Here is a 23,340-nt window from a genome sequence, read left to right on the forward strand (position 1 = left end):
AAACCATCGATTCGATCATCTGCAGAGGCGATGAAAAGTGATCTCCATCGCTCTTGCTGCGCTGCTAATCGCTGCGACAATCTTCATCCACTACGAAACCTTGCGCCTCGTGTCGCTCGGCGCGACCGATCTGAATGTGCGCCCGCGGATGAGAATGTGGATGATGCTGAGCGGCGCGTTGCTTTCGCATCTGGTGCATATCGCTCTCTATGCGGTTGGCTTCATCCTGATGGAGTTCGAGTTCGGCCTCGGCACGATCGCCGGTCCGGATTCGGGCATTTACAACGACGCATTCTACTTCTCGATCACCAGCTACACGACGCTGGGCATCGGCGACATCTATCCGACCGGGCAGGTGCGGCTGCTCAGCGGAATCGAAGCGCTCAACGGGCTGGTCATGGTCACATGGACCGCCTCGATGACGTATCTGCATATGGAGCGATACTGGAAGACCGGACTGCCGGGCTAAGTAACTGACGACCGCTCGCTAAATTCGTCACGCCGCCACTCTTTGCCTTCCATCACTTCTGCCAAGTGGCCTGCTGCCGACGCCATATCCTCGAAGCTCAAATAGGCAGGCGCAAAGCCCAGTCGCAGCACGTCGGGATCACGAAAGTCCCCGATCACACCACGCGCTATCAAAGCCTGGCAGATCGCGTAGGCCTGTGGATGGCGAAAACTCAGCTGGCTACCACGCTCGGCGCTATTTGCCGGGCTGATGCAGTCCAGACCAATGCCGCGCTCCGTCAGGCATTCGAGGAAGAATTCCGACAACGCCTGTGATTTGGCGTGCAGCCGGTCAACCCCGATCTCTGCGATCAGATCGACGCCCACTTCGAGTGCGGTGAGGCCAAGGATTGGCGAGGTGCCGCATTGCAACTGCTCGATTCCCGGAGCCGCTTCATATTCGTCGACAAAGGCAAAAGGTCGCGCGTGACCGAACCAACCGGTAAGCGGCTGTTTGAGATCGGCGTGATGGCGCTCAGCGACATAGGCGAAGGCAGGAGCGCCCGGCCCCCCGCACAAATATTTGTAGCCGCAGCCGGTGGCAAAATCGGCAGCACAACGATTGAGATCGACAGGCAGCGCTCCGGTGGTGTGGGAGAGATCCCACAAGACGAGCGCTCCGGCTTGATGCGCTGCCTCGGTCAAAGCCTGCATGTCGAAAAGGTCGCCGGTTTTGTAATGTGCATGGGTCAGCATCAGCAGCGCGACATCGTCGCCCAGCGCTTCAAGCAGTTGATCGCGCTGAGCCAGCCGCTGCTGCGCCAAACCCTGCCGTTCTAGCCCTTCGATCATGTAGATGTCTGTCGGGAAGTTGCCGGGTTCGGATAGAACGACTTTGCGGCCCGGGCGCATCTGCAGCGCGGTGGAGATCAGTTTGAACAGGTTCACGCTGACCGTGTCGCAGGCGATCACCTCTTGCGGCTGCGCGCCGATCAGTGGAGCTATCTTGGCACCAACACGCGATCCCATTTCGAACCAGTCCGCATCGTTCCAACTGCGGATCAGCCCCTGGCCCCATTCCTGCTCAACCGCGCGCTGCATTGCCGCAGGGGTGGCGATGGGCAGTGCGCCGAGCGAATTGCCGTCGAGGTAAATCACACCCTCTGGCAACGTGAAGCGCTCGCGATATGCTGCAAGCGGATCGGCGGCATCCAATTCCCGCGCGCGTGCGATCAGGTCACTAGGCATCGGAAAGCTCGCGCAGGATCGCACGAACGGGTGAAGCGTCCCCGCCGACAATCGGCAGGGGCAAAGCGATCAACTCGTACCGGCCCTCCGGCACTTGATCGAGCACCAGCCCCTCAAGCACCCGCATATCGTGCTTCAACACCGCCTTATGCGCATCCATCGTCTTGGAGCTTTGCGGGTCGATAGAAGGTCCATCGAGACCGACCAGCTTGACGCCCTGCACCGCGAGCCATTCGATTGTCTCAGGCGCGATGGCGGTTGTGTCGGCATCCCACGCGTCGCGGGGAAATGTTTCGAAGGTTCTGAACAGGACACGGTCGGCGCTGCGAAGGTGCGGCAGATCAGCAACCTCGATTGCTGGACCCACACCGCGCGCATCCACCACCAGACACTCACCGAGATAGGGCTCTAAATCGACCGAGGCGATATCTGGCGCGGTCTGCGAATAATGTAGGGGCGCATCGGCATGCGCACCGGTATGAGTAGACATCGTCAACGCCGAAACATTGACCGGCGAGCCTTCCTCCATCTGCCATGTACGCGCCTGCTCGAAAGCAGTGTCGCCCGGCCACACAGGCACATCGGGATGCAGCTTTTGCGAAATATCCCAGATCCGCCGGCTCATATGGCGGTCCGCACACTGAGCAATTCAGGGAAAAACGCCTGCTTCAGCACGCCCGCCAGGTAGGGCACACCCGGCGTCCCTCCTGTGCCGCGTTTGAAACCGATAATCCGCTCGACGGTCTTGAGGTGCCCAAAACGCCAGCGTTGGAAATGATACTCGAGGTCGACGAGCTTCTCCGCTAGCTCATAAAGATCCCAATGCGCTTGCGGGTCGCGGTAGATGTCAGCCCAAGCCGCTTCGACCGATACATTGTGCTCGTAGGCTGCTCTAGGGTCGCGTTCTGTCGCCTTAGGGTCGATGGTAAAGCCGCGCCGCGCCAATAGCTGGATCGCGGAATCATAAAGGCTTGCTCTTGCGGTTTCCGCCTCTAGCCGCTCCGACCAATCGGCGTTCTCGGCATGCAGGCGAATGTGCTTCGCATCGCGCCCACCAAGCATGAATTCCATCATCCGATATTGCGCCGACTGGAACCCGCTCGACGCACCGAGAAAGGGCCGGATGCGTGAGTAATCGTGCGGCGTCATCGTGCTCAGCACATCCCAGCTCTGGATCAATTGCTGCTGCGCCCGCGCCACCCGCGCCAGCATCTTGAAAGCCGGTCGCAAATCGTCACGCTCGATATGCTCACGCGCTTCGGTCAGCTCATGCAGACAGAGTTTGAGCCACAGCTCGCTGGCCTGATGGACAACGATGAACAGCATCTCGTCATGCGCATCAGAAGAGGGGTGCTGCGCGGTGAGCACCTTGTCGAGATCGAGATAGCTGGAATAGGTGACGTCGCTGGTCATGGCCCATGCCCTAGCGTGAATGTCGCCGCGAGAAAACTAACCCTCGATTACGCGGGTTTCGGGATGGTGCTTATCGAGGTGCTTCTTGATGATCCGCAGGTTGCGTGTGTTGGATCGAAACACGAAGTCCGCGGCATCGCCGACCACCGGAACTAGACCGAGAACCGTGTCGAACGCCACATTGCCGCCCATGCGCATCAAATGCCATTTCGACATGCCAAGATTGCGCGCTTCCCAGACGATGTAGGCACCGAGGGCGGTGGTCACGAAATCGCCGAGGACAGGGACCAGTCCGATCAGCGCGTCCAAACCAATGGGAACGTTGATACCCGGCACACGAAAACTGCGTTCGAGCAGCAATTCCAGCGTTTCGACCCGCGCGCGGATCGAAGCCGGGTCGGTGCCGGTAGGCAGGCTAATCTGGGCCGTTTGCAGTCGTTCAGGGCCGTCCAATGTGCTCTCCTTTGCCCTCTAAATGGTGGGTTGGGACAGCGGGAACAAGGGGTGGAGGCCCCATTGGTTGGGTACATAGGCCCCAATCGCGCCGCGCACGAGCGACCAGCGGACCGGTGCGCCGAGGGGAATAAACACCTCTTCTGCCACCAATGCAGCATGCGCCTGCGCGAAGGCTTGTTGCTTCGCTTCCGGGTCTCGGATCGTCAGCGACTGCTGCACCAATTCATCGGCTTCTGCCGAACAAAGGCCGATTTCCAGCTCGCAATTGAACTGATTCAGGAACCACCGCGGCGATGAATAGCGCGCCAGCCGGTCTCGCATTTCAAGGTCCGCCCCCTCCCCGGGAGCCACCCGGATCGCGGCAACGCCGATGGCGGCCCAGTTTTGGGCGAGCTGCTGGAACAACAGATCGCTTCCCGGCCCCTCGGGCAGTGAGACCCTGACCTCGCGTGCTTCGCCTTCGGCCGGCTGCCACTGAGCGATCCTTTGCGCGGCGATATTTCTGCGAGCGTCGATATCGAGATCGCTCCACCTGTCAGGGTCCAGCGCTGCACCCGCAAGCAGGCTTGGCGGCACGATCCAACTGGTCGGCTGCCAGCCGCCCAATCCGAATGGCTCAATCAATCCGCTGCGGTCCAATGCCATCGATAGGGCTTCGCGCCGGGCGGGGTCAGCAAGCAATCCGTCGTCGCTGCGAAACACCAGTCCAAACACACCAAGCGCCGGATCGACTTGCACCGTCCCACGCGAAAGAGGGCCGAGTTCGGCGAGAGGGAATCCCGATAAGCGCCCATTCAGAAGCAGATCGACAGCACCGCTGGAAAAGGCCTCAACCGATGCTTCGACCGGCATCGCCTGAACCGTGAGGGTTCGGGCAATTTCCTCCCAATCCTCTCTTGCCGGAAGGCCGCGCTCCTCCGGCGGCAAGGCGCTCAGGCGGGCGAGCATTTGCTCATCATCCTGCGACATCACCATCGGTCCGGAACCGCTACCGCTTTTCAAGAGGCCAAGCTCTGGCTGAGCAATCAATCTCAGAAATTCGGGCATCGGGCTCGACAATCGCACCTCGATAACACGCCCGGTCATCGCCCGGATGTCGGTTATCTTGGCGAGATCGAGGCCAAGCGAGGTTCCCTCGAGCCGCGTGATCGTGTCGCGAAGCAATTGCCGGATATCGGCTGCCGTAACCGGCTCACCGTCGGGCCAGTCGGAGGCGCGAAGACGAAAAATGTAGCTAAGGCCATCATCGGCGACGATCCAGCGTTCGGCGATGGCAGGAACAATCTGCCCAGCCGGATCGAGAGCTACAAGCCCTTCTACCGTCGCGGCGCGAACATGCTGAGCTGCTGGAGAGAGGCGAACGCCCTGCTCGAATAGGCTTTCCGGTTCGCCGACTATTGCAACTTCGATCGGGCCATTGTCATTCGAAGGACCGCACGATCCCAGAAACACAAGGCTCAAAAGAAGAAGACAGAATCGCATTACCAGATGCGATTAGCACCTTGGAACGAACGGGTCAGCGCAGATATGCGCCAAACCCTGTCAGAAACTGTCTTAGACCTTGCGGACGTTCAGCGGGTCAGGCGTTTTCGGCGCCCGGTGCTGCCAAGACCGTTCGATAACCGCAGGATCATCGGCCTGTGGTTCGGCGGTGCCGCCGCGAGCGTGCTGAGAATCGATTTCTTCATCGAACGCGATACCAAAGCGGTTATCCTGGACCCACGCGACAGTGCCTTCGACCTGGCCGAGATTGCGCAGCTCGATCAGCAACCGATTGCCGCGTTTGACGCGCAGATTGCCTTCGCCCATCATTCCGCCATCCGAAAGGTTGCGCACACGGATCCGGTGCGAATCCTCACCCTGTTCGACGCGAATGTTGGCGAGCAGAAACAAGCTGTCGCGCGATACGCTCCGTGTCTCAACACCCGTCATCTTCGGATCATCTCCTAGGCAAATCCATGAATCGAGGACCCGCAACGGCGCGGATTCAGCTCTCGATACGTGTCAATCGAGTTAGGATAGGAAGGCTAATGCATCGTTAATGCTTGTACGTTCGCGACACTGTTCGAACATGCCGTCCCATAGTGGCACGACAATCGCGAAACGATTTAACGATCAATCGTCGCGCGAAACTTTTTCGCGGCGCTCATGCGCTTCCTGCGCCTCGACCGTCATGGTTGCGACAGGCCGCGCGATCAGCCTGCGTAATCCGATTGGATCGCCGGTCACCTCGCAATAGCCATATTCGCCTTCGTCGATGCGGCGAAGGGCGGAGTCGATTTTCGAGATCAGTTTGCGTTGACGGTCACGAGTGCGCAGTTCGATACCCCAATCGGTCTCACTTGACGCGCGATCGTTCAGGTCAGCCTCGCGGATTGGCCCATCCTGCAATGACTGCAAGGTTTGATCCGCCGCGTCGTGGATTGAGCGCTTCCACTCAATCAACAGCACACGGAAATAGTGCTGCTGAATCTCATTCATGTACTCCTCGTCCTCAGACGGAGTGTAATCCGCAGGAAGCACACGTTTTGCATTTTCGAGGATGTCGGATTCGTTAGACGCCGCCGTGGCCATGTGGTCCTCTTCGCCCTTTCAACTCCCGCGAGACTGTCCCGTCCTTGGCGCCCGGATGTTTCCGTTAGCCTACCTGCCCCCCAGCAAGTCGAAGCGTTCGGGCGGCCTATAGGCGCGAGGTCGTAGCGGCACAAGTCGCTTTGCAACGCGCGAACAGAACGGGGGATGAATTGACCGATAACCCCGGATTTTCATGGAGAAGGCCGGCTCTTGGTTAAAGAAACCCGTGACGCTGTTAACCATTTGTTGACCCTGATCTTGGAGGTCTGTGTTCAAGCGATCGGCAGGGGGGCTGTTTCGCCAAACACGGGGAATACAAAATGGAACTCAAATCGATTGATGGGGGCAATTTCAAACCAGTCGACAGCAACGAACCGGATCTGGTCGTAGCACGCTGCCTTGCTGCCGCCGCACAAGGTGACACGTCGGCCTATTTCGATCTTGGCGTCGCCTACTCGACCGGTAGCAACGGGCTCGACTGCGACCTTGTTGAAGCGCACAAATGGTTCAACCTCGCCGCTTCGCGCGGTCACGATGAAGCCGCTTGGTGCCGCGCCGACATTTCGGACGAAATGACCGCACGCGAAATCGCCGAAGCACAGCGACGCGCACGCCAGTGGATTGCGGAAGAACGCCGCCACGCGGCCTGATCGGCCAGTCTAATTCTCTTTCTTGAAGGGCGTCCGCTCACCTAAAAACAACTGATCCGTCGCGACGCCTTCACGCTCGCGCTCGAGAAAATCGGCAACCGCCGCGCGAAAGCCCGGGTCCGCCAGCCAATGCGCGGAATAGGTCTGCACTGGCTCGTATCCCCGCGCGAGCTTGTGCCCACCTTGCGCCCCAGCTTCGACACGCGGCAATCCCAATTCGATCGCCAAGTCGATTGCCTGATAATAGCACAGCTCGAAATGCAGGAAGCGCACATCGCGTGTGCATCCCCAATAGCGGCCATAGATTGCCTCTGCGCCGATGAAATTGAGCGCACCGGCAATTGGTGTGTCGTCATCGAAGGCCAGGATCAGCACCATCCTGTCGCCCATTCTTTCGCCCAACAGTGTAAACGCGTCGCGCGTCAGATACGGCGTGCCCCATTTTCGCGCACCAGTGTCCTGATAAAACACCCAGAATGCATCCCAGTGCTTAGGTTTAATGTCGCCGCCTGACAGGCGCTCGATCCTAAGCCCATCCTGCGCCGCCGCGCGTTCCTTGCGCAGGTTCTTGCGCTTGCGCGATGCGAGTTCGCCGAGGAAATCATCGAAGGTGGCATAGTCGCGGTTGAGCCAATGAAACTGAATGTCGCTGCGGATCAGCCAGTCCGCCTGTTCGTACAGGTGCAACTGTTCGCGCTCGACAAAGGTCGCGTGGGCAGAGGACAGGCCGTTCTGCTCACACACCAACTCGGCGCCCTTGAGCAAATGCAAGGCGAGCGAGGGATCGCTTAGCAGGAGGCGCGGGCCGCTTGCCGGTGTGAACGGTGCCGCGATCTGGAGCTTTGGATAATAGTTGCGCCCTGCCCGCTGCAACGCGTCGGCCCAGCTGTGATCGAATACATATTCGCCCTGGCTATGGCCTTTGGCATAGCTCGGCATGGCAGCGAGCAACTTGTCGGCTGCATCGGTGATCACGATCGGCACAGGGTCCCAGCCGGTGCCCTCGCCCACGCTGCCAGAATCCTCGAGCGCGGTCAGAAATTCGTGGCTTACGAAGGGATTGCGATCGCCGCCTAGGGCGTTCCACTGGTCGCGGTCGAATTCGCCCACGCCGGGTGCGAGCTTGACTGTTAGCTCTGTGTTGGGCGCATCGTCCGGGTTCATTCGATCCCTTCGCCCTCGGCAATCATTGCATCGGTATGGGTCAGAGCCCGCTTACGCAAATCCTGCGTGCGCACCGTCCACGTTAGCAGCGGATTCCCAGTCTGACGCCACATTCCGGCAATCACATTGGGCAGGTCTCGGATATCGCATGCGAGAAAGTCGGGCTGAGCGCGCTCGATTGCGTTAGGCTGTCGCCACGCATGTTTGAAACCGTGGTCGAGCGTGTCGGTGCAGACCAGTCCGCGCGTGTGCTGCGGCGCGTGCTTCGCGAACCACTCGCCCATGCGAGGGTCGAAACTCATCACTGCTAGCGGCCCAGAATAGTCAGCGATCACCGACGAGATTGCTGCGCAAGCGGCGGCGATATCGAAATCTGGCAGCGACTTCACCTCGACAAGGACCGGGACGTTGCCGCCGACCAATTCGAGCAAATCGGCGAGCGTCCAGATCGTCTGATCGGTTTGGCCCAGCGTCAACTCGCACAGCTCATCGGCAGACTTCAGGGCGACCTTGCCGTGCTCCGCCGTCAGCCGCTCCAGCTCCCAATCATGAAAAACGAGCGGAACATTGTCGCGGCTGAGTTGGATGTCGCATTCGAGCCCGAACCCATCTGCGATCGCCGCTTCCATCGCAGTGCGAGAATTCTCAGGAATGCTAAGACCATGGAGCCCTCGATGGGCGAAGGTGTGGCGTCTCAGCCAGTCGTGAACAGCACGTTCGGTCACGCGCAATCAGGCATCCGAAATCGCGATCACGGCGTCGACTTCGACCGCCGCCCCAAGCGGCAGGACAGGCACGCCAACTGCAGCGCGCGAGTGGCGGCCTTTTTCGCCGAAGACATCGAACATCAGGTCCGACGCGCCATTTGCGACCATGGGCTGATCGGTGAAATCGACCGTCGAGCTGACGAAAGCACCGAGCTTTACGACGCGCTCCACTCTTTCAAGCAGGCCGGCTGCTTTCAATTGTGCGAGTATCATAAGTCCGCAGGCACGCGCAGCCGCCATGCCGTCTTCGAGTGATACAGTCTCGCCTAGACGCCCTTTGAGCAGCTCGCCGTCCACGAAAGGCAGCTGTCCCGAAACATAGGCGACACCGCCATGGACGACGACCGGCTGATAACTGGCCACTGGAGCTGCTGCTTCGGGCAACGTAATGCCGTGTTCGTTCAAACGTGCTTCGATGCTCATACCCGCTCCTCCTCAAGACGATCCATCAACCATGGCAACGCATCAGACCAGCGGTCGATCCGCGCATCCGCGTGCCCTGCTTTGTGAGCGCAGTCGATCGCACCCGCGATCATCGGTTCGCCGCACATGTGCAGGCGCATGACACTCGGCACTGTCTCTGCGACCGAGGCGTGGTGCTGCGCAAGATCGTCAATGAAGATCGCGCGGCTTGGAGCGTGCTCCTCGATAATTCTCTGCAGCGCCGGACCTTTGGGTCCTTGGTTGGTGTAGACCTCCGCATGGATGCCATGCCCGGCGAGCTGCTCTGCGCGATGATCGCGGCGTTTGTCGACAAGGTTGGTCAGGATCACGACATCGGCATACTCGCTGAGCGCGTTGATCGATTCCACCGCACCCGCGATCGGCAATTGGCGGTCCATTTCAGTGTCGAAGAAGCCGCCAAGCATACGCCAGACATCATTCGCTTCGAGAAACTCACCGCTCTTCTGCCAAGTCAGCGCCTTGGCGAAGTTGCCGTCGTCAATGTTGAAATTGACGCCCTGACTCTCCTCGAGCCAATCCTTGAAATGCGCGACCATGTGCAGGATCACTTCGTCGCAATCGCTGATAACGAGAGGGCGGGTCATTTATGAAGCTCCTGGCGGGCGGCTACCAGTTCTTCCGGCGTAACGGCTAAAGCCTCGGCCGCGCGGATCAGATCTGGTTCGTGGTTTGCGAGAAAATCGAGTGTCGATGCGAGCACAACCGGATCGCCCAGCCCTGCACGCAGAGTATCGGGATCGAGGCCGGTCAATTCAAGGTAGCGCTCGGCTCGCTCGCCGTCCTCCAGCACCCAGCCTAGCGCCGCCAAGGCAAGCGTCTGCGGGGTCAAAGCGGGTTCGTCCGATGGCGAAGTTATTGAATTGGCGATTGTAGCGTCCTCGTGGAAGGGATAGGCAGGCGCCACAGTCAGCAGCGGGGCATGCAGTGGCAAAGCGAATAATGGTTGTCGAGGATAACGACCTCAACCGAAAATTGTTCTGCGATGTGCTCAAGGCTAACGGTTTCGAGGTCGATCCGGTTGCCGAAGGGGCATTGGTACTCGACACCGCGCGCGAAACCTCGCCCGACCTCATCATTATGGATATCCAGCTCGGCGGAATGTCTGGCGTCGACCTGATCGAAGCGGCCAAACAGGACATGCTGCTGCGCGAAATCCCGGTTTTGGCGGTTACCGCTTTTGCAGCCAAGGGCGATGAAGAACGCATCCGGTCGGCGGGCGCCTCTGGCTATCTGGCAAAGCCAGTGTCGATCACCCCGTTCATGACCGCAGTTAGGCAATTGATTGAAGTGGACGCCTGAGCCCCGCTTGCATTTCCGCCCGTTCTCGCCATTTATCCGGAAAACCAAGCCGCTTTTCAGCCACAAACACGCGCCATAGCGGCGGCGAAACCACCCAACAAAGAGAGCATTTCGTCCATGGACAGCGCCGAAGTCGACAAACGCATCCGCGCCCTGATCGACCCTTTCAACAAGAAAGGCGTAGAGATTTCCGACGCCACGACATTTCAGAACGATCTGGAATTCGACAGCCTGACCGTGATGGATTTCGTCGCCGAGATCGAAGACGAATTCGACATCATAATCAGCATGAACCAGCAGGCCGAAATCGAAACCTATGGGCAACTTGTCGCCGCAGTGCACAAGCTGCAGGATAGCTGATAAAGAGCGCTTCATGACTGACACGATGACGAAAGCGGGCACCGATACGGACGCGCCGCACGGCGACCTCTTTTCCAAGTTTGATGGCCTGATCCAAACGCGCGAAACGCTGCTCGCGACCGGGGTCGAGGATCCATACAATCTGGTGATGGAGAAAGTGCTCTCGCCTACCAGCGCGATTTGCAACGGGCGTGAGACTATCCTGCTCGGTACGTACAATTACATGGGCATGACGTTCGATCCGGACGTGCTCGATGCAGGCAAACAAGCGCTCGCCGATTATGGCTCAGGTACGACCGGTAGCCGCGTTCTTAACGGCACATATCAAGGTCACAAAGAGTGCGAGGATGCGCTCAGAGAATTTTACGATATGGACCATGCGATGGTCTTTTCGACAGGGTATCAGGCCAATCTCGGGATCATCTCGACTATCGCGGGCAAAGGCGATTACATCGTGCTCGACATCGACAGCCACGCTTCGATCTACGATGGCTGCGCGATGGGCAAGGCCGAGATCGTGCCGTTCAAGCACAATGACGTCGAAGCGATGGAAAAGCGCCTGCGCCGCATTCCTGAAGAAGCAGGCAAGCTGGTCGTTCTCGAAGGCGTCTACTCGATGATGGGGGACGTCGCTCCGCTCAAGGAAATGATCGCCGTCGCCAAGAAATATGGCGCGATGGTGTTGGTCGACGAAGCGCATTCGATGGGCTTCATCGGCGAGAATGGGCGCGGGGTCTGCGAAGAACAGGGTGTGATCGACGACGTCGATATCATCATTGGCACCTTCTCGAAGAGCGTCGGCACAGTCGGAGGTTTCGCGGTCTCTAACCATCCGAAATTTGACATCATGCGGCTCGTCTGCCGCCCCTACGTTTTCACCGCCAGCCTGCCGCCCAGCGTCGTCGCCACCGCCGCTACGTCGATCCGCAAACTGATGCACGGCGCGAACAAGCGTGCGCATCTGTGGGAAAATTCCAAGCGGCTGCATGGCGGTTTGGTCGAGCTTGGCTTCGATATTGGCACCGACACGCCGCAAAGCGCGATTGTTGCCGTGATCATGCCCGATCTGGAACGCGGGGCGATGATGTGGGAAGCGCTGTTGCGCGAAGGCCTTTACGTCAATCTAGCGCGTCCACCTGCAACGCCCGCAAACATGACCCTGCTGCGTTGTTCGCTTTGCGCCGAGCACTCGGCAGAGGAAGTGGAAACAATCCTCGGCATGTTCGAGCGCGCCGGTAAGGCTGTTGGGATCCTGCCAGGCTGAGTCTGCTCAACCTCGAGCAGCAGGTTTCATTTTGACTGGGATACGGAGGTAATGGACGCCGTTGTCCTCGGCCTCCGGAAACCGTCCCGCGCGGATGTTCACCTGGATCGACGGGAGCAGCAGCTTAGGCACTGACAGGCCGGCATCACGAGTGTCGCGCATGGCGACGAACTCATCTTCGCTGAGGCCTTCGTGGACATGGACGTTAGTCCTTCGTTGTTCGCCAACGGTCGTCTCCCATTGATACTCGTCGCGACCGGGCGCTTTGTAGTCGTGGCACAGATAGAGCTTCGTCTCGTCGGGCAGCGCCAGAATTCGTTGAATTGAGCGGTATAGTTGCCGGGCGTCACCACCGGGAAAATCAGCCCGCGCGGTTCCGTAGTCGGGCATAAATAGCGTATCGCCGACCCACACATGATTGCCGATCTTGTAAGCGACATCCGCCGGAGTGTGACCCGGCACGTGAATCACTTCGACCTCAAGATGTCCAAGCGCAAATCGGTCGCCATCGGAAAATAGCCGATCAAAGTCGGACCCGTCTGTCTTCAAAGTTTCGTCGGCGAAGATCGGGCGGAATATCTTCTGGACGTCCCGAATGTGCTCCCCGATCCCGATCCGTGCTTCGGTGCGAGCCTTGATCATCGGCGCGGCAGACAGGTGATCGGCATGCGCGTGAGTTTCCAGAACCCATTCGATCGACACCCCTTCTTTCTCGGCCTCTGTCATGATTGCTTCTGCCGACCGGGTGTCAGCTTCGCCGGACGCCATGTCGAAATCGAGCACCGGATCGATGACAGCACCGCGGCCGGTCTGCTTGTCCCAAACGAGGTAGCTTACGGTGTTGGTCGGTTCATCGAAGAATGCGCGGATAGCCGGGTCACTCACGGCGTCCTCCTTGGGTCTAAGTGTTCCCTTGACATATATTAGTGAATGCTTATTTAGCAAGTCCTAATGAAAGAGAATATCCACCCTCCTCTCGATCCCGCCGAATTCGCTGCGCGGGCAGACGAAGTTGCCGCCCTCCTTAAGGCGCTCGGCAACCAACGGCGGCTGATGATCATGTGCAAGCTTGCCGAACACGGCGAAGTCAGCGTCGGCGTGCTGGCGGTTGATGTTGGCCTGTCGCAATCGGCGCTGTCACAACATCTCGCAAAACTGCGCGCCGAGGGCCTCGTCGCCTCTCGGAAAGATGCGCAGACCGCATATTATCGGATCGCCGATCCGCGCTGCGAAAGCCTTCTGGCGACGCTCTATCAACTCTATTGTTCGTGAAAGGACCGCAGTCATGGCGATCAAAACAATATCTCCCTCAGAAGCGGTTGAACTTGCGGCACAAGGTGCGCGCCTTGTCGACATTCGTTCTCCAGATGAATTCAGGCGAACCAAGGCCGTTGGAGCGGAGAGCAGGCCACTCGATGTGATCGAAACGATAACCGGCGGTGAGCCAATCGTTTTCATGTGCAAATCTGGGATGCGAACCAGCGCCAGTGCCGATCGGCTCGAGGGTGCCTGTACCGGTGATGCATACATCGTCGACGGCGGCCTTGATGGCTGGCAACAGGCAGGTCTGCCAATAGTAACCGATGCCTCGCAGCCAATCGAAATTATGCGCCAAGTTCAGATCGCCGCTGGCGCGCTGATCCTCCTCGGCGTGTTGCTCGGCAGTCTGACGACCCCCGTTTGGTACGGACTCGCTGCCTTTGTCGGAGCGGGTTTGCTGTTTGCAGGAGCAACGGGCTGGTGCGGCATGGCCAAACTCTTGGCAATGTTGCCCTGGAACCGCCGCGCAGCGGCCTGACGTGGATCCATCGACCATCTTCGCCGCTATGGCTGCGGGGGCGTTGATCGGATTCGTCCTGGGGCTGGTTGGCGGCGGTGGCTCGATCCTCGCTGTCCCGCTTCTCATTTACTTCGTCGGCGTTGAAAGCACGCATATGGCGATTGGCACGGCTGCTGTGGCGGTCGCAATCAACGCTGCAATTGGACTCACTGCCCACGCGAGAAAGGGCAACATCAAATGGGGCTGCGCAATTGCCTTTGCCCTGGCGGCCATTGTCGGCGCTGCTCTGGGAGCGGAGTTGGGAAAATCGGTCGATGGAGAGCGATTGCTGGCGCTGTTCGCCATATTGATGATCGGGGTCGGCCTTCTTACGATCCGCGAGCGACGAGGTGGCTCAAATCCCGACGTGACGCTGGGCCGAAGCACAGCGCGAAAGCTGTTGCCGCGAATATTGCCGACAGGCTTCGGTGTCGGCGGCTTTTCGGGATTCTTCGGGATTGGCGGCGGATTTCTAATTGTGCCGGGTCTGATTTCGGCGACCGCTATGCCGATCGCTGTCGCTATCGGGTCTTCGCTTCTGGTGATCAGTGCGGTCGGCGCTACGACCGCATTGTCCTATTCGCTGTCAGGATTCGTCGATTGGCGTTTGGTGGTGCAGCTTGCGGCCGGAGGCGTGGTCGGGGCGGTCTTGGGGCGTATCGCGATGGTAAAGCTTAGCGCGCGAGGCCGAGCACTGGAGATCGGGTTCGGAGCGTTGGTAGTCGCGGTGGGATTAGCAATTCTGATTGCCGAAGGTTTGGATTAGCCTGAGCCTCAGGCTCCGCGCACTTCGGTTACACCGTCGCAGGGGTTGGAAGCGTCGGCCTCGTTTTCCCCGCCTGCCAGCTGAGTGAAAGCAACAAACCCGCCGACCACCAGCACAACGAATGCTGTCGTCACCCAGCCGAGATACTTGTCGATGATCGCCTTGATCGGTGCGCCGAACAGTTGGAACAGCACGCCCACAACCATGAAGATCAAAGCGCGTCCGGCGATGGCCGCCAGCGTGAATGTCAGCAGGTTCATCTCGATGAAGCCAGCCGTGATGGTCATCAACTTGAACGGCACCGGCGTTCCTGCTGCAAAAAACACAGCGAGCGCCCCTTGTTCGCGGATGTAGCAAGCGGCGACCGGGAAACTCTCGGTCAGGCCCAGCAAACCGATCATCCAGGCTCCAACGGCCTCATAAAGGAAAAAGCCGATCGCATAACCGAACAGCCCGCCGAGCACGGAAGACACGGTCGCGACCAGAGCAAACCGGATCGCTTTCTTCGGCTCGGCAAGACACATCAGGCCAAGCAGCGGATGCGGCGGGATCGGAAAGAAGCTCGATTCGATGAAACTGAAAAACGCCAGCCACCACACAGCATGCGGGTGCGCAGCCTTGTCCATCGTCCAATTGTAAAGGCCACGCAGCCACGCCATCGACATCATCCAAGCAAGGGTTTGCGGCGCGTTAGGGCAGCGATTCCCGGTAAGCAACCAACAATCGAATAACCCATTTGGTTATTTTTCTTGACATCGTCACGCTCTTTGGTTAGTACAGGGCATCATCGCAAAACTGTGATTCGCAACCAAGCGGATTTCTCGGCAGCCTCCTTCGTTGGAGCGCTGCCGTTTTCGTTTCTGGGACGGGAGATCGTTCATGGCTGCACGGGGCCAGAACCGCACCAAGATCAAACAGCAGCTTAAAGAGGGCGAAAATGGTCCGCTAAACCGCCATTGGCGCGGGGTGTTTCTCGACTTCCTGGCAGAGTCGTCCAACGTCACCAAAGCGGCGGAAGAAGCAGGCATCAACCCCAGCCGCGCATACAAGGTCCGCCGCGAAGAGCCCGAATTTGCCAAGCAATGGCGCGTGGCCTTGCTCGAAGGATACGAGCATCTTGAGCTGGAAACTCTGCGCCGGCTGCGTGTGGGCACCAAGGCCGATGGCCCCAAGTTCGACATCGCGAACGCGCTGCGCCTGCTGGTTTTGCATCGAGAGACAGTGGCCCGCGCTCAGGCCGAACAGCGCAATGTGAGTGCGGCAGAAGTGCGGGCGTCGATCGACCGGAAGGTCGAGGCCATCCGGCAGCAGGTTCAGGATGAAAAGCGCCGCGGAGCTGCGCGCAAGTGATATCGCCGCTCGATTGGCTGAAAGACGAGCCTGCGGCGATCCGAGAGCGGATCGCGAAAGCGCTAACTAACGAAGAACGCAACGAGTTCGATTTTCATTGGGGCATGTCGGCTCGCAAAGCCCAGCTTGCTCCCGATGGAGATTGGCGGATCTGGCTGATCATGGCCGGGCGCGGCTTTGGCAAGACGCGGGCCGGTGCCGAGTGGGTTCGCATGGTGGCCGAGGACAATTGCGAGGCACGCATCGCGCTCGTCTCGTCCTCGCTCGCCGAGGCGCGCGCAGTGATGATCGAGGGGGAAAGCGGCATTATCGCCTGCTGCCCGCCCGAACGCAGGCCACAATTCGAACCGTCCTTGCGGCGGCTGCGCTGGCCCAACGGAGCGCAAGCACAGATGTATTCGGCTGCCGAACCAGAAAGCCTGCGAGGTCCGCAAAATTCGCACGCCTGGTGTGATGAGATTGGCAAATGGCCGCTCGCGCATGAACGGGCTACGCGTTGCTGGGACAATCTGTTGATGGGTCTGAGACTGGGAAAGGAACCGCGCATCGCGGTGACGACGACTCCGCGCGCGGTGCCGCTGGTACAACGCCTGCTGGAACGAGAAGATGGCGGCGAGGTGGCTGTCACACGAGGATCGACCTTCGACAACGCATCGAACCTGCCGTCGCAGTTCCTCGATGCGATGGAGAGCGAGTTCGCAGGCAGCCAGTTGGCGCGGCAGGAAATTGGCGGCGAACTGCTGAAGGATATCGAAGGAGCGCTCTGGTCGCGAACCTTGCTTGAGCAAGTCCGAGACACTGGCCCCGCGCCTGAACATCGCCGTGTGGTGGTTGCGGTCGATCCGCCCGCCTCGGCCAATGGCGACGAATGCGGCATTTTGGTCGCGGCTTTGGGCCAGGATGGACTTGGTCATGTCCTCGCAGACTGTACAGTCTCGGGTTCGCAGCCGGATGGCTGGGCGCGAGCGGTCGCCAACGCGGCGGAGGAATGGGAAGCCGACCGGGTGGTCGCCGAAGCCAATCAAGGCGGTGCGATGGTCGAAAGCGTGTTGCGCGCAGCCAAGTCATCGCTGCCAATCAAGCTGGTGCATGCCAGCCGCGGCAAGGTCGCGCGGGCCGAACCGGTCGCGGCACTCTACGCCGCAGGACGCGTGAGACATCACGGGAATTTCCCGCAACTCGAAGACCAATTGTGCGGACTGATGGTAGCCGGTGACTATGCCGGACCAGGCCGAAGCCCCGACCGCGCCGACGCTCTCGTATGGGCACTGACCGAATTGATGCTGGGTCGCACCACGCGGCCTAGCGTGCGGAAAATCTGAACAAAGGAACAGCAATGGCATTGTTCGAAAACATACTCTCCGCCTTTAAGGGCGGGGAGGAAAGCCGTGTGCCGCTTGCCCCCGGCTTCCTGCAGGGATGGATGCCCGCTTTCGAAGGCGGGAGGGCCGCGCGGCACTTTGATTATCACACGGCGGTCCGCGAGAGCTTCCTGTCCAATCCGGTTGCGCAGAGAGCGGTGCGGATCGTTGCCGAGGGTGTCGGGCAGGCTCCTCTAGCTGGCGATGACAGCAAACTGACCAGCCTCGTCAATGCGACCAGCGCGGGGCAGTCGCTGGTCGAAACGCTCGCGGCGCAGGTGCTGCTTCACGGCAATGGCTATGTGCAGATCATCAAGGATGCGAGCGGCAAACCGGTTGAACTGTTCGCGCTTCGGCCCGACCGCGTCACGGTTGTCGCGGGCGATGATGGCTGGCCTTGCGCGTATGAATACCGGGTCGGGTCCGAACGGATTTCGATGGCGCTCGAAGACGGGGACGGCTGGCCCAACATCATCGCGATCAAGGCAATGCATCCGCTCGAGGATCATTACGGCGCGGGCGCACTCGCCGCGGCAATGCAAGCGGTCTCCATTCACAACGCCGCAGCCGAATGGAACTGCGCGCTGCTCGAAAACGCAGCCCGGCCGTCAGGAGCGCTGGTCTATCAAGCGAGCGATGGCGCGGGTCTGACCACCGATCAGTTTGACCGGCTGAAGTCCGAGCTGACAGAGGCTTTCTCCGGCGCCGGCAATGCCGGTCGGCCCATGCTCCTCGATGGCGGACTCAAATGGCAGAGCATGGCGCTCTCCCCCGCTGACATGGACTTTGCGACCCTCAAAAGCGCCGCAGCCCGAGAGATCGCGCTGGCATTTGGCGTTCCGCCAATGCTGCTCGGGCTGCCGGGCGACAACACCTATTCGAACTACCGCGAGGCCAATCGCGCTCTGTGGCGACTGACGTTGCTGCCGCTTGCCGACAAACTGTTCTCGGCGCTGCGCGAAGGTCTCTCACCGTGGTTTCCGGACGCAAACCTGGGGATCGATCTCGATCAGATCACCGCACTTTCCGAGGATCGCGAGCGTCTGTGGAAGCAGGTGTCGGATGCCGAATTCCTGACTCGCAGCGAGAAACGCGCGATGCTCGGGCTGCCGCCGGAAGAAACCGAGCCGGAGGATGCAGAATGAGCCGGGAAGATCTGCTCGCCAGATTAATGGTGCAGGCGGCACAAGACGGCGCGGACGTCGTGACCTTGCGCGCGATTGTCGAGGAAACAAGCGAGTTGGCAGCGGACCGAGTGCTCGTCCGACTTGGTCTCGGCGATGCAGGAGCCGAGGACGATCTCGGCGAATTGCGCGAGCTGCTAAGCGCCTGGCGCGATGCCAAGACCAGCGCATGGAAAGCCTTCATCGATTGGACGATCCGCGCGGTACTGGCGCTGTTGCTGATCGGGATCGCAGTCAGGCTCGGTGTCGGAGAATTGGTCTCATGACCACCCAACCCATTCGCTTCGCAGGCTATGCGGCCCTGTTCGATATTGCAGACGCGGACCGCGACACGATCCGGCCCGGCGCCTTCACCAAGAGCCTCGCGGCGAGAGACATGCCGCTGCCGCTGCTTTGGCAGCACCGCCCGGACCAGCCAATCGGCACGGTGGAGACTGTGTCCGAAGATGCTCGGGGTCTCAAAGTGATCGCGCTGATCGAACGGCCCGACAGCCGCGCTGCTACAATGCTCTCGAACGGAGAAGTGACCGGCCTCAGCTTCGGCTACCGCGCCCGCAATGCACGTCATACCGAGGCGGGCCGCGAACTTCTCGACATCGACTTGTTCGAAGTCAGTCTTGTGTCGCACCCTCTTCAACACGGCTCACGCGTTCATCTTGTTGTCTAGCCTCAAGCGTCGGCGGCTGCATCCGCAGCCCTGGCTATCCTCGCTCCCTCCGGTCGCTGCGGGCGGCCGGTCGGCCTTGCGGTCGCTACGCGACCGATCCTTGTAAACCGCACCTAACGTGGTCGCCCTTGGGCGGCCTTTTTCATGCCCAACAGAAAGGCCCATTGCCCCATGGATATGCTTACCACGCCTACCGTACCAGCCGCCGCGACCGACCCGCTCGAGGAAAGCTTCGACATCGTCGCACGGCAAGACCAGACCGAAGCCAATGTCACGGCGCTACGCCAGGATGTCGATGAAGTGAAAGCGCGGCTGGACAAGATTTCGCGCGCCGCTTCGCGCCCTGCCATCGGCGGCGGCGCGGTGACCAGTCAGGAGGTCAAAGGCTTCGTCGATGGCTATTTGCGCCGTGGTCGCGAGACCGAACTCAAATCGATCAGCGGCGTGAACCCAGCCGATGGCGGCTATGCTGTCCCGCAGCAGATCGACGCGATCATCGCCCGCGAACTGCACGAGATCAGCCCGATCCGCTCGATTGCGCAGATCGTCCAGACCGGCACGGCGGGCTACCGCAAGCTGGTTGCAACCGGAGGCACCGCATCGGGCTGGGTCAGCGAGACCGCCGGACGTCCGGAAACCGACACACCCAACTTCGCGGAAATCGCCCCGCCGACCGGGGACCTTTATGCCAATCCGGCGGCCAGCCAATCGATGCTGGACGATGCCGCATTCGATATCGAGACGTGGCTTGCCAACGAAATCGCGATCGAATTCGCCCGCGCAGAAGGTTCCGCCTTTGTCGGCGGAACAGGGCTCGATCAGCCCGAGGGTTTCCTCAGCGTCCCGACCAGCACAGTCGAAGATAACGTCCGCGCTTTCGGGACGCTTCAGTATGTCGGATCCGGCGATACCGATGGTTTCGACGCCTCGCCTGAAGCCAAATTGATCGACCTGATCCACTCGATGAAGGCCGGACACCGTCAGGGCGCGAGTTTCGTCATGAACTCGGCCACTCTCGCGACGGTTCGCAAGCTCAAGACCGCCGATGGCGCGTTCCTGTGGCAGCCGGGCATGGTCGAGGGTCAGCCCGATCGCCTGCTCGGCTACCCCGTGGTCGAAGCCGAGGACATGCCCGATGTCGCGAACGGTGAATTCCCGATCGCATTCGGCAATTTCCGCCACGGCTATCTGATCGCCGAACGCAGCGCGACCAGCGTGTTGCGCGATCCGTTCTCGAACAAGCCGTTCGTCCACTTCTACGCGACCAAGCGCGTGGGCGGCAAAGTACTCGATAGCAACGCGATCAAGCTGCTGAAGATCGAGGCCTAAGGCCCCTCACCCTCCCGGCAAGGTCGAGTTCCCCCTTCTCCCTTGCCGGACCCTGCACCCGCGCCGCCGCCGGAACTCTCCCCGGATGCTGCGGCGCGGGTGCCTCTTTTCGATCTCAACATTGGAGACCGCAATGCGGCGGACGATTGTGCAGCCAGCCGACCTTAGCGGTCCGGCGCTGGCCGAATTCAAGGATTGGCTCGGCATCAGTCGGCCTAACGAAGACCCATTGCTGGTCGATCTGCTGGCGGCGAGCCTGGCGACGTGTGAAGCCTTCACCGCGCAAGCGCCGCTCGAGCAGACAATCGAAGAGCGGATCTCGGTCAAGCAAGGGATCTACCGTCTCGGCTCCAGACCGGCGCGGATGCTGCTCAATGCGGAATTGATCGATCAGATCGGAACGCGCAGTTCGCTGAGTGGGCAGGGCCACGGCTTCAATCTTGATCATGACGGCGTCGCGACCGCTGACCTGAAGTTCGATCTCGAAGGACAGGCCGTCGCCGTCACTCTGTTGGTCGGCATCGCGCCCGATTGGCCGTCAGTTCCCAAAGCGCTGCGGCAAGGCATCATCCGTTTGGCAGCACATTTCTATCGCGACCGCGACAGCGAACGGATGATGCAACCACCATCAAGCGTGACAGCTCTGTGGCGCCCGTGGCGCACCATGAGGCTCACATGATCGACGCCGCTATCGACGCGAATTCCCGCACCGACACGCTGGTTGGACTGCAAGCTCGCGCCGCGCGCCTTGGACATCAACGCGCCGAATACCTTGCGCAAGCTTTGCGAAATGCCTCGCACCGCTGGCGGTCTTCCGCCGCGCTGTGGCCCAAACTTGGACTGGAGTGATCGGCGATGGAAAACCACCTGCGCGCAGCTCTGATTTTGTGGCTGCGCGATGACCCCGCCTTGTCGAGCCTCAACGCGATCGAAGAGGAAAGTCCGCTCAAATCGAGCGCACCATGGCTTGGCATCGCGGCCAGCGCGTCGAGTGACTGGGGCACCAAGGATCGCCCTGGACGGGAAATACGCATCGCGCTCGAACTTGAAGGCCGGGCCGATGAGCCCGCAGCTGACGCCGCATTGCTCAAGGCAATCGAGCAGCGAACGCTCGACCTCCCGCCATTTCAGTCGGGCTTCGAGCTTGCTTCGATCCGATTCCTGCGCGCCCGCAGTGAGCAGCGCGAGAACAATCTGCGCGGCGCGCTGCTCGAATTTCGTTTCCGCATCCTCGAACCCCTTACGGAGTAAGCCCTATGCCCGCCCAAAACGGCTCAGCCTTCCTACTAAAGATCGGCGACGGAGCAGACCCCGTCGCCTATGAAACGGTCGCCGGACTGCGCACGACACAGATGACGATCAACGGCGACACTGTCGTAGTGACGCACAAAGGATCGGGCGGCTGGCGCGATCTGCTATCGGGCGCCGGGACGCGTTCGGTCTCGGTCAGCGCTGCCGGAATCTTTCTTGGTAGTGCTGCGGAAAACGCGGTGCGCGGCCATGCGCTCGCCGGGACGCTCGATGACTACGAGCTATCCTTCGAAGACGGCGAGCGGTTGCGCGGGCGGTTTCTGGTACAGCGGCTCGACTACTCCGGCGATTTCAACGGAGAGCGCAACTACACGCTCCAACTCGAGAGTTCGGGTCCGGTCGTGCCTGCATGACGAATGCTGCAAACCCCCTGCGAGGTGAGCTGGCATTCAGGGTTGGCGGGCAGGATTTTGTCTTGCGCCCAAGCTTTGAAGCGTTGGTGGCCGCCGAACAGGAACTGGGTTCACTGTTCGCTCTCGTCGAACGGGCTTCCGAAGGGTCGCTCACTCTGTTTGAGATCACGGCACTGCTTTGGCATTGCATGGCCAGCACCGCACGTCCGCCACGTGATGAGGTCGGTGAGGCTGTTCTGACCGGTGGCCTTGTCGCTGCAACGAAGCCCGTTCGCGGCATCCTCGCACAGGTCCTGCAAGGGCAGCAATGAACGAAGTCTTTGGTCAGGCGGCACAGAAGTGGTGGAGCCTTTCGGCCCGCCTGCTCGGCTGGAGGCCAAACGATTTTTGGCAAGCCACGCCGGCTGAATTGATAGCTTCGTTGCGAGACCCAACCGAAACCGACGACGCGGCTGGTCCCAGCCGAGAACGCATCGCTCAAATGATGGAGCGCGATAGCAATGGATGACAATCTGGATGAACTGGTGATCGATGTGCGCGCGACGACCGACGGCTTTGCCGCCGATGTCCAAACAATGCGCAGCACACTCGACACATCATTGATCGATGGCTTCAGCAAGGCTGGCGGGGTGCTTGAAAACAGCCTGCTTTCGGCGCTTCGGCGCGGCAGCCTGGGTTTCGACGATCTGAAGAAGATTGCGTTTCGGGCGCTCGATGAAATCGCTTCACACGCGCTCAGCTCGGGCTTCGGTTCTCTGTTCGGCGGCTCTCAAGATGGCGGACTGGGCAGCCTGATAGGGCAATCTCTGGGCGCACTGCTGGGCTTGCCAGGGCGCGCGACCGGCGGGCCGGTTTCGCCGGGTCGAGGCTATGTCGTCGGCGAACGAGGACCCGAGATTTTCGTGCCTACGGCCTCAGGCCGGGTCGAAAGCAACGAGTCGATCACCGGTGGCGGCGGACGCGATGTTCGCGTCGCCATTCAGCTTGCAACACCGCGAGGAATGGCGGCACCAACCGCCATGCAACGGTCTTCACGTCAAGTCGCAAGCGCAGTGCGCCGCGCGATCCAAAACGGCTAAGCGGAGAACAGGAA

Annotated in this window: 35 protein-coding genes; 21 read left to right on the forward strand and 14 right to left on the reverse strand. The window is 60.3% G+C overall.

The features are described from left to right. The first annotated feature begins 37 nt into the window (after window positions 1-37). A complete protein-coding gene (locus Q0837_RS13630) occupies window positions 38-469 on the forward strand; it encodes a potassium channel family protein (protein WP_298470264.1) in 432 nt (143 codons plus the stop codon). On the opposite strand, the gene kynU is transcribed toward Q0837_RS13630, so the two are convergent. From kynU to dksA, 7 genes are all read right to left on the reverse strand, one after another. Next, complete coding sequence (gene kynU, locus Q0837_RS13635) at window positions 466-1,683, reverse strand: kynureninase (RefSeq protein ID WP_298471751.1); 1,218 nt, start codon at window positions 1,681-1,683, stop codon at window positions 466-468. The two genes, Q0837_RS13630 and kynU, sit on opposite strands and share 4 nt — an antisense overlap. Before the next feature lie 4 nt (window positions 1,684-1,687). Next, on the reverse strand, window positions 1,688-2,320 hold the full coding sequence (gene kynB / locus Q0837_RS13640) for an arylformamidase (protein WP_298470266.1): 633 nt from the start codon (window positions 2,318-2,320) through the stop codon (window positions 1,688-1,690). Then, window positions 2,317-3,108, reverse strand: coding sequence for a tryptophan 2,3-dioxygenase family protein (locus tag Q0837_RS13645; RefSeq protein ID WP_298470268.1), 792 nt, complete (start codon window positions 3,106-3,108; stop codon window positions 2,317-2,319). Before Q0837_RS13645 ends, kynB begins: the two co-directional genes overlap by 4 nt. A gap of 36 nt (window positions 3,109-3,144) precedes the next feature. Then, window positions 3,145-3,561, reverse strand: a complete 417-nt coding sequence (locus tag Q0837_RS13650) for a DUF4112 domain-containing protein (RefSeq protein WP_298470270.1) — start codon at window positions 3,559-3,561, stop codon at window positions 3,145-3,147. An 18-nt stretch (window positions 3,562-3,579) separates the two neighbouring features. Further along, window positions 3,580-5,016, reverse strand: coding sequence for an ABC transporter substrate-binding protein (locus tag Q0837_RS13655; RefSeq protein WP_298470272.1), 1,437 nt, complete (start codon window positions 5,014-5,016; stop codon window positions 3,580-3,582). 102 nt (window positions 5,017-5,118) lie between these two features. Then, a complete protein-coding gene (locus tag Q0837_RS13660; protein ID WP_298470274.1) occupies window positions 5,119-5,496 on the reverse strand; it encodes a PilZ domain-containing protein in 378 nt (125 codons plus the stop codon). Window positions 5,497-5,679: 183 nt separating this feature from the next. After that, a complete protein-coding gene (dksA, locus tag Q0837_RS13665) occupies window positions 5,680-6,138 on the reverse strand; it encodes an RNA polymerase-binding protein DksA (protein ID WP_298470276.1) in 459 nt (152 codons plus the stop codon). Window positions 6,139-6,458: 320 nt separating this feature from the next. Here dksA and Q0837_RS13670 point away from each other — a divergent pair, with 320 nt between their 5' ends. Further along, window positions 6,459-6,788: a hypothetical protein gene (locus Q0837_RS13670; RefSeq protein ID WP_298470278.1), complete on the forward strand. Its 330-nt coding sequence runs from the start codon at window positions 6,459-6,461 to the stop codon at window positions 6,786-6,788. Window positions 6,789-6,797: 9 nt separating this feature from the next. On the opposite strand, the gene Q0837_RS13675 is transcribed toward Q0837_RS13670, so the two are convergent. The 5 genes from Q0837_RS13675 to Q0837_RS13695 are packed head-to-tail and all read right to left on the reverse strand — an operon-like array spanning window position 6,798 to window position 10,115. After that, window positions 6,798-7,952, reverse strand: a complete 1,155-nt coding sequence (locus Q0837_RS13675; protein ID WP_298470280.1) for a GNAT family N-acetyltransferase — start codon at window positions 7,950-7,952, stop codon at window positions 6,798-6,800. Beyond that, on the reverse strand, window positions 7,949-8,677 hold the full coding sequence (locus Q0837_RS13680; protein ID WP_298470282.1) for a glycerophosphodiester phosphodiesterase family protein: 729 nt from the start codon (window positions 8,675-8,677) through the stop codon (window positions 7,949-7,951). The genes Q0837_RS13675 and Q0837_RS13680 overlap by 4 nt, the downstream gene beginning before the upstream one ends. 6 nt (window positions 8,678-8,683) lie before the next feature. Then, window positions 8,684-9,142 (reverse strand): RidA family protein, encoded by a 459-nt coding sequence (locus tag Q0837_RS13685; RefSeq protein WP_298470284.1) that lies wholly within the window; start codon window positions 9,140-9,142, stop codon window positions 8,684-8,686. Beyond that, entirely contained in the window at window positions 9,139-9,768 is a 630-nt protein-coding gene (locus tag Q0837_RS13690; protein ID WP_298470286.1) for an HAD family hydrolase, read from the reverse strand. Before Q0837_RS13690 ends, Q0837_RS13685 begins: the two co-directional genes overlap by 4 nt. Next, a complete protein-coding gene (locus Q0837_RS13695) occupies window positions 9,765-10,115 on the reverse strand; it encodes a DUF3572 domain-containing protein (RefSeq protein ID WP_298470288.1) in 351 nt (116 codons plus the stop codon). Before Q0837_RS13695 ends, Q0837_RS13690 begins: the two co-directional genes overlap by 4 nt. On the opposite strand from Q0837_RS13695, the gene Q0837_RS13700 reads away from it, so the two are divergent. The 3 genes from Q0837_RS13700 (at window position 10,109) to Q0837_RS13710 (ending at window position 12,107) form a co-directional block, all read left to right on the forward strand. Next, on the forward strand, window positions 10,109-10,483 hold the full coding sequence (locus tag Q0837_RS13700) for a response regulator (protein WP_298470290.1): 375 nt from the start codon (window positions 10,109-10,111) through the stop codon (window positions 10,481-10,483). The genes Q0837_RS13695 and Q0837_RS13700 overlap by 7 nt on opposite strands. Window positions 10,484-10,600: 117 nt before the next feature. After that, window positions 10,601-10,843 (forward strand): acyl carrier protein, encoded by a 243-nt coding sequence (locus Q0837_RS13705; protein WP_298470292.1) that lies wholly within the window; start codon window positions 10,601-10,603, stop codon window positions 10,841-10,843. 13 nt (window positions 10,844-10,856) lie between these two features. Next, the gene (locus Q0837_RS13710; protein WP_298470294.1) at window positions 10,857-12,107 is read left to right on the forward strand and encodes an aminotransferase class I/II-fold pyridoxal phosphate-dependent enzyme; all 1,251 of its coding nucleotides are present in this window, start codon (window positions 10,857-10,859) and stop codon (window positions 12,105-12,107) included. 6 nt (window positions 12,108-12,113) lie between these two features. On the opposite strand, the gene Q0837_RS13715 is transcribed toward Q0837_RS13710, so the two are convergent. After that, on the reverse strand, window positions 12,114-12,992 hold the full coding sequence (locus Q0837_RS13715) for an MBL fold metallo-hydrolase (protein WP_298470296.1): 879 nt from the start codon (window positions 12,990-12,992) through the stop codon (window positions 12,114-12,116). Window positions 12,993-13,058: 66 nt separating this feature from the next. On the opposite strand from Q0837_RS13715, the gene Q0837_RS13720 reads away from it, so the two are divergent. The 3 genes from Q0837_RS13720 to Q0837_RS13730 are packed head-to-tail and all read left to right on the forward strand — an operon-like array spanning window position 13,059 to window position 14,692. Continuing rightward, entirely contained in the window at window positions 13,059-13,379 is a 321-nt protein-coding gene (locus Q0837_RS13720; protein WP_298470298.1) for a helix-turn-helix transcriptional regulator, read from the forward strand. A gap of 13 nt (window positions 13,380-13,392) precedes the next feature. Further along, entirely contained in the window at window positions 13,393-13,905 is a 513-nt protein-coding gene (locus tag Q0837_RS13725; RefSeq protein WP_298470300.1) for a rhodanese family protein, read from the forward strand. Between the two features lies 1 nt (window position 13,906). Further along, window positions 13,907-14,692: a sulfite exporter TauE/SafE family protein gene (locus tag Q0837_RS13730; RefSeq protein ID WP_298470302.1), complete on the forward strand. Its 786-nt coding sequence runs from the start codon at window positions 13,907-13,909 to the stop codon at window positions 14,690-14,692. Between the two features lie 8 nt (window positions 14,693-14,700). Here the strand turns inward: Q0837_RS13730 and Q0837_RS13735 are convergent, their stop codons facing one another. Continuing rightward, the gene (locus tag Q0837_RS13735) at window positions 14,701-15,357 is read right to left on the reverse strand and encodes a DedA family protein (RefSeq protein ID WP_298471754.1); all 657 of its coding nucleotides are present in this window, start codon (window positions 15,355-15,357) and stop codon (window positions 14,701-14,703) included. A gap of 214 nt (window positions 15,358-15,571) precedes the next feature. Here Q0837_RS13735 and Q0837_RS13740 point away from each other — a divergent pair, with 214 nt between their 5' ends. The 13 genes from Q0837_RS13740 (at window position 15,572) to Q0837_RS13800 (ending at window position 23,326) form a co-directional block, all read left to right on the forward strand. Continuing rightward, window positions 15,572-16,042, forward strand: a complete 471-nt coding sequence (locus Q0837_RS13740) for a hypothetical protein (protein ID WP_298470304.1) — start codon at window positions 15,572-15,574, stop codon at window positions 16,040-16,042. Continuing rightward, window positions 16,042-17,364: a terminase family protein gene (locus Q0837_RS13745; protein WP_298471756.1), complete on the forward strand. Its 1,323-nt coding sequence runs from the start codon at window positions 16,042-16,044 to the stop codon at window positions 17,362-17,364. The genes Q0837_RS13740 and Q0837_RS13745 overlap by 1 nt, the downstream gene beginning before the upstream one ends. Window positions 17,365-17,378: 14 nt before the next feature. Continuing rightward, a complete protein-coding gene (locus Q0837_RS13750) occupies window positions 17,379-18,548 on the forward strand; it encodes a phage portal protein (RefSeq protein ID WP_298470306.1) in 1,170 nt (389 codons plus the stop codon). Further along, complete coding sequence (locus tag Q0837_RS13755) at window positions 18,545-18,853, forward strand: DUF6127 family protein (RefSeq protein WP_298470308.1); 309 nt, start codon at window positions 18,545-18,547, stop codon at window positions 18,851-18,853. The genes Q0837_RS13750 and Q0837_RS13755 overlap by 4 nt, the downstream gene beginning before the upstream one ends. Further along, on the forward strand, window positions 18,850-19,254 hold the full coding sequence (locus Q0837_RS13760) for an HK97 family phage prohead protease (RefSeq protein ID WP_298470309.1): 405 nt from the start codon (window positions 18,850-18,852) through the stop codon (window positions 19,252-19,254). The genes Q0837_RS13755 and Q0837_RS13760 overlap by 4 nt, the downstream gene beginning before the upstream one ends. A gap of 171 nt (window positions 19,255-19,425) precedes the next feature. Further along, window positions 19,426-20,583: a phage major capsid protein gene (locus tag Q0837_RS13765; protein WP_298470311.1), complete on the forward strand. Its 1,158-nt coding sequence runs from the start codon at window positions 19,426-19,428 to the stop codon at window positions 20,581-20,583. Between the two features lie 133 nt (window positions 20,584-20,716). After that, window positions 20,717-21,262 (forward strand): hypothetical protein, encoded by a 546-nt coding sequence (locus Q0837_RS13770; protein ID WP_298470312.1) that lies wholly within the window; start codon window positions 20,717-20,719, stop codon window positions 21,260-21,262. Next, entirely contained in the window at window positions 21,259-21,432 is a 174-nt protein-coding gene (locus tag Q0837_RS13775) for a hypothetical protein (protein ID WP_298470314.1), read from the forward strand. The genes Q0837_RS13770 and Q0837_RS13775 overlap by 4 nt, the downstream gene beginning before the upstream one ends. 6 nt (window positions 21,433-21,438) lie before the next feature. Beyond that, window positions 21,439-21,834, forward strand: coding sequence for a DUF3168 domain-containing protein (locus Q0837_RS13780; RefSeq protein ID WP_298470316.1), 396 nt, complete (start codon window positions 21,439-21,441; stop codon window positions 21,832-21,834). A gap of 5 nt (window positions 21,835-21,839) precedes the next feature. Continuing rightward, a complete protein-coding gene (locus Q0837_RS13785) occupies window positions 21,840-22,247 on the forward strand; it encodes a phage tail protein (RefSeq protein ID WP_298470318.1) in 408 nt (135 codons plus the stop codon). After that, window positions 22,244-22,558 (forward strand): gene transfer agent family protein, encoded by a 315-nt coding sequence (locus Q0837_RS13790; RefSeq protein ID WP_298470319.1) that lies wholly within the window; start codon window positions 22,244-22,246, stop codon window positions 22,556-22,558. Before Q0837_RS13785 ends, Q0837_RS13790 begins: the two co-directional genes overlap by 4 nt. After that, window positions 22,555-22,755 (forward strand): phage tail assembly chaperone, encoded by a 201-nt coding sequence (locus tag Q0837_RS13795; RefSeq protein ID WP_298470320.1) that lies wholly within the window; start codon window positions 22,555-22,557, stop codon window positions 22,753-22,755. The genes Q0837_RS13790 and Q0837_RS13795 overlap by 4 nt, the downstream gene beginning before the upstream one ends. After that, window positions 22,748-23,326 carry a tail tape measure protein gene (locus tag Q0837_RS13800; protein WP_298470321.1) on the forward strand — a complete coding sequence of 193 codons (579 nt, stop codon included), beginning with the start codon at window positions 22,748-22,750 and terminating at the stop codon, window positions 23,324-23,326. Before Q0837_RS13795 ends, Q0837_RS13800 begins: the two co-directional genes overlap by 8 nt. Window positions 23,327-23,340 lie beyond the last annotated feature (14 nt).

The organism is uncultured Erythrobacter sp. (assembly GCF_947499705.1).
In the GTDB taxonomy this organism is placed as follows: Bacteria; Pseudomonadota; Alphaproteobacteria; order Sphingomonadales; family Sphingomonadaceae; genus Erythrobacter.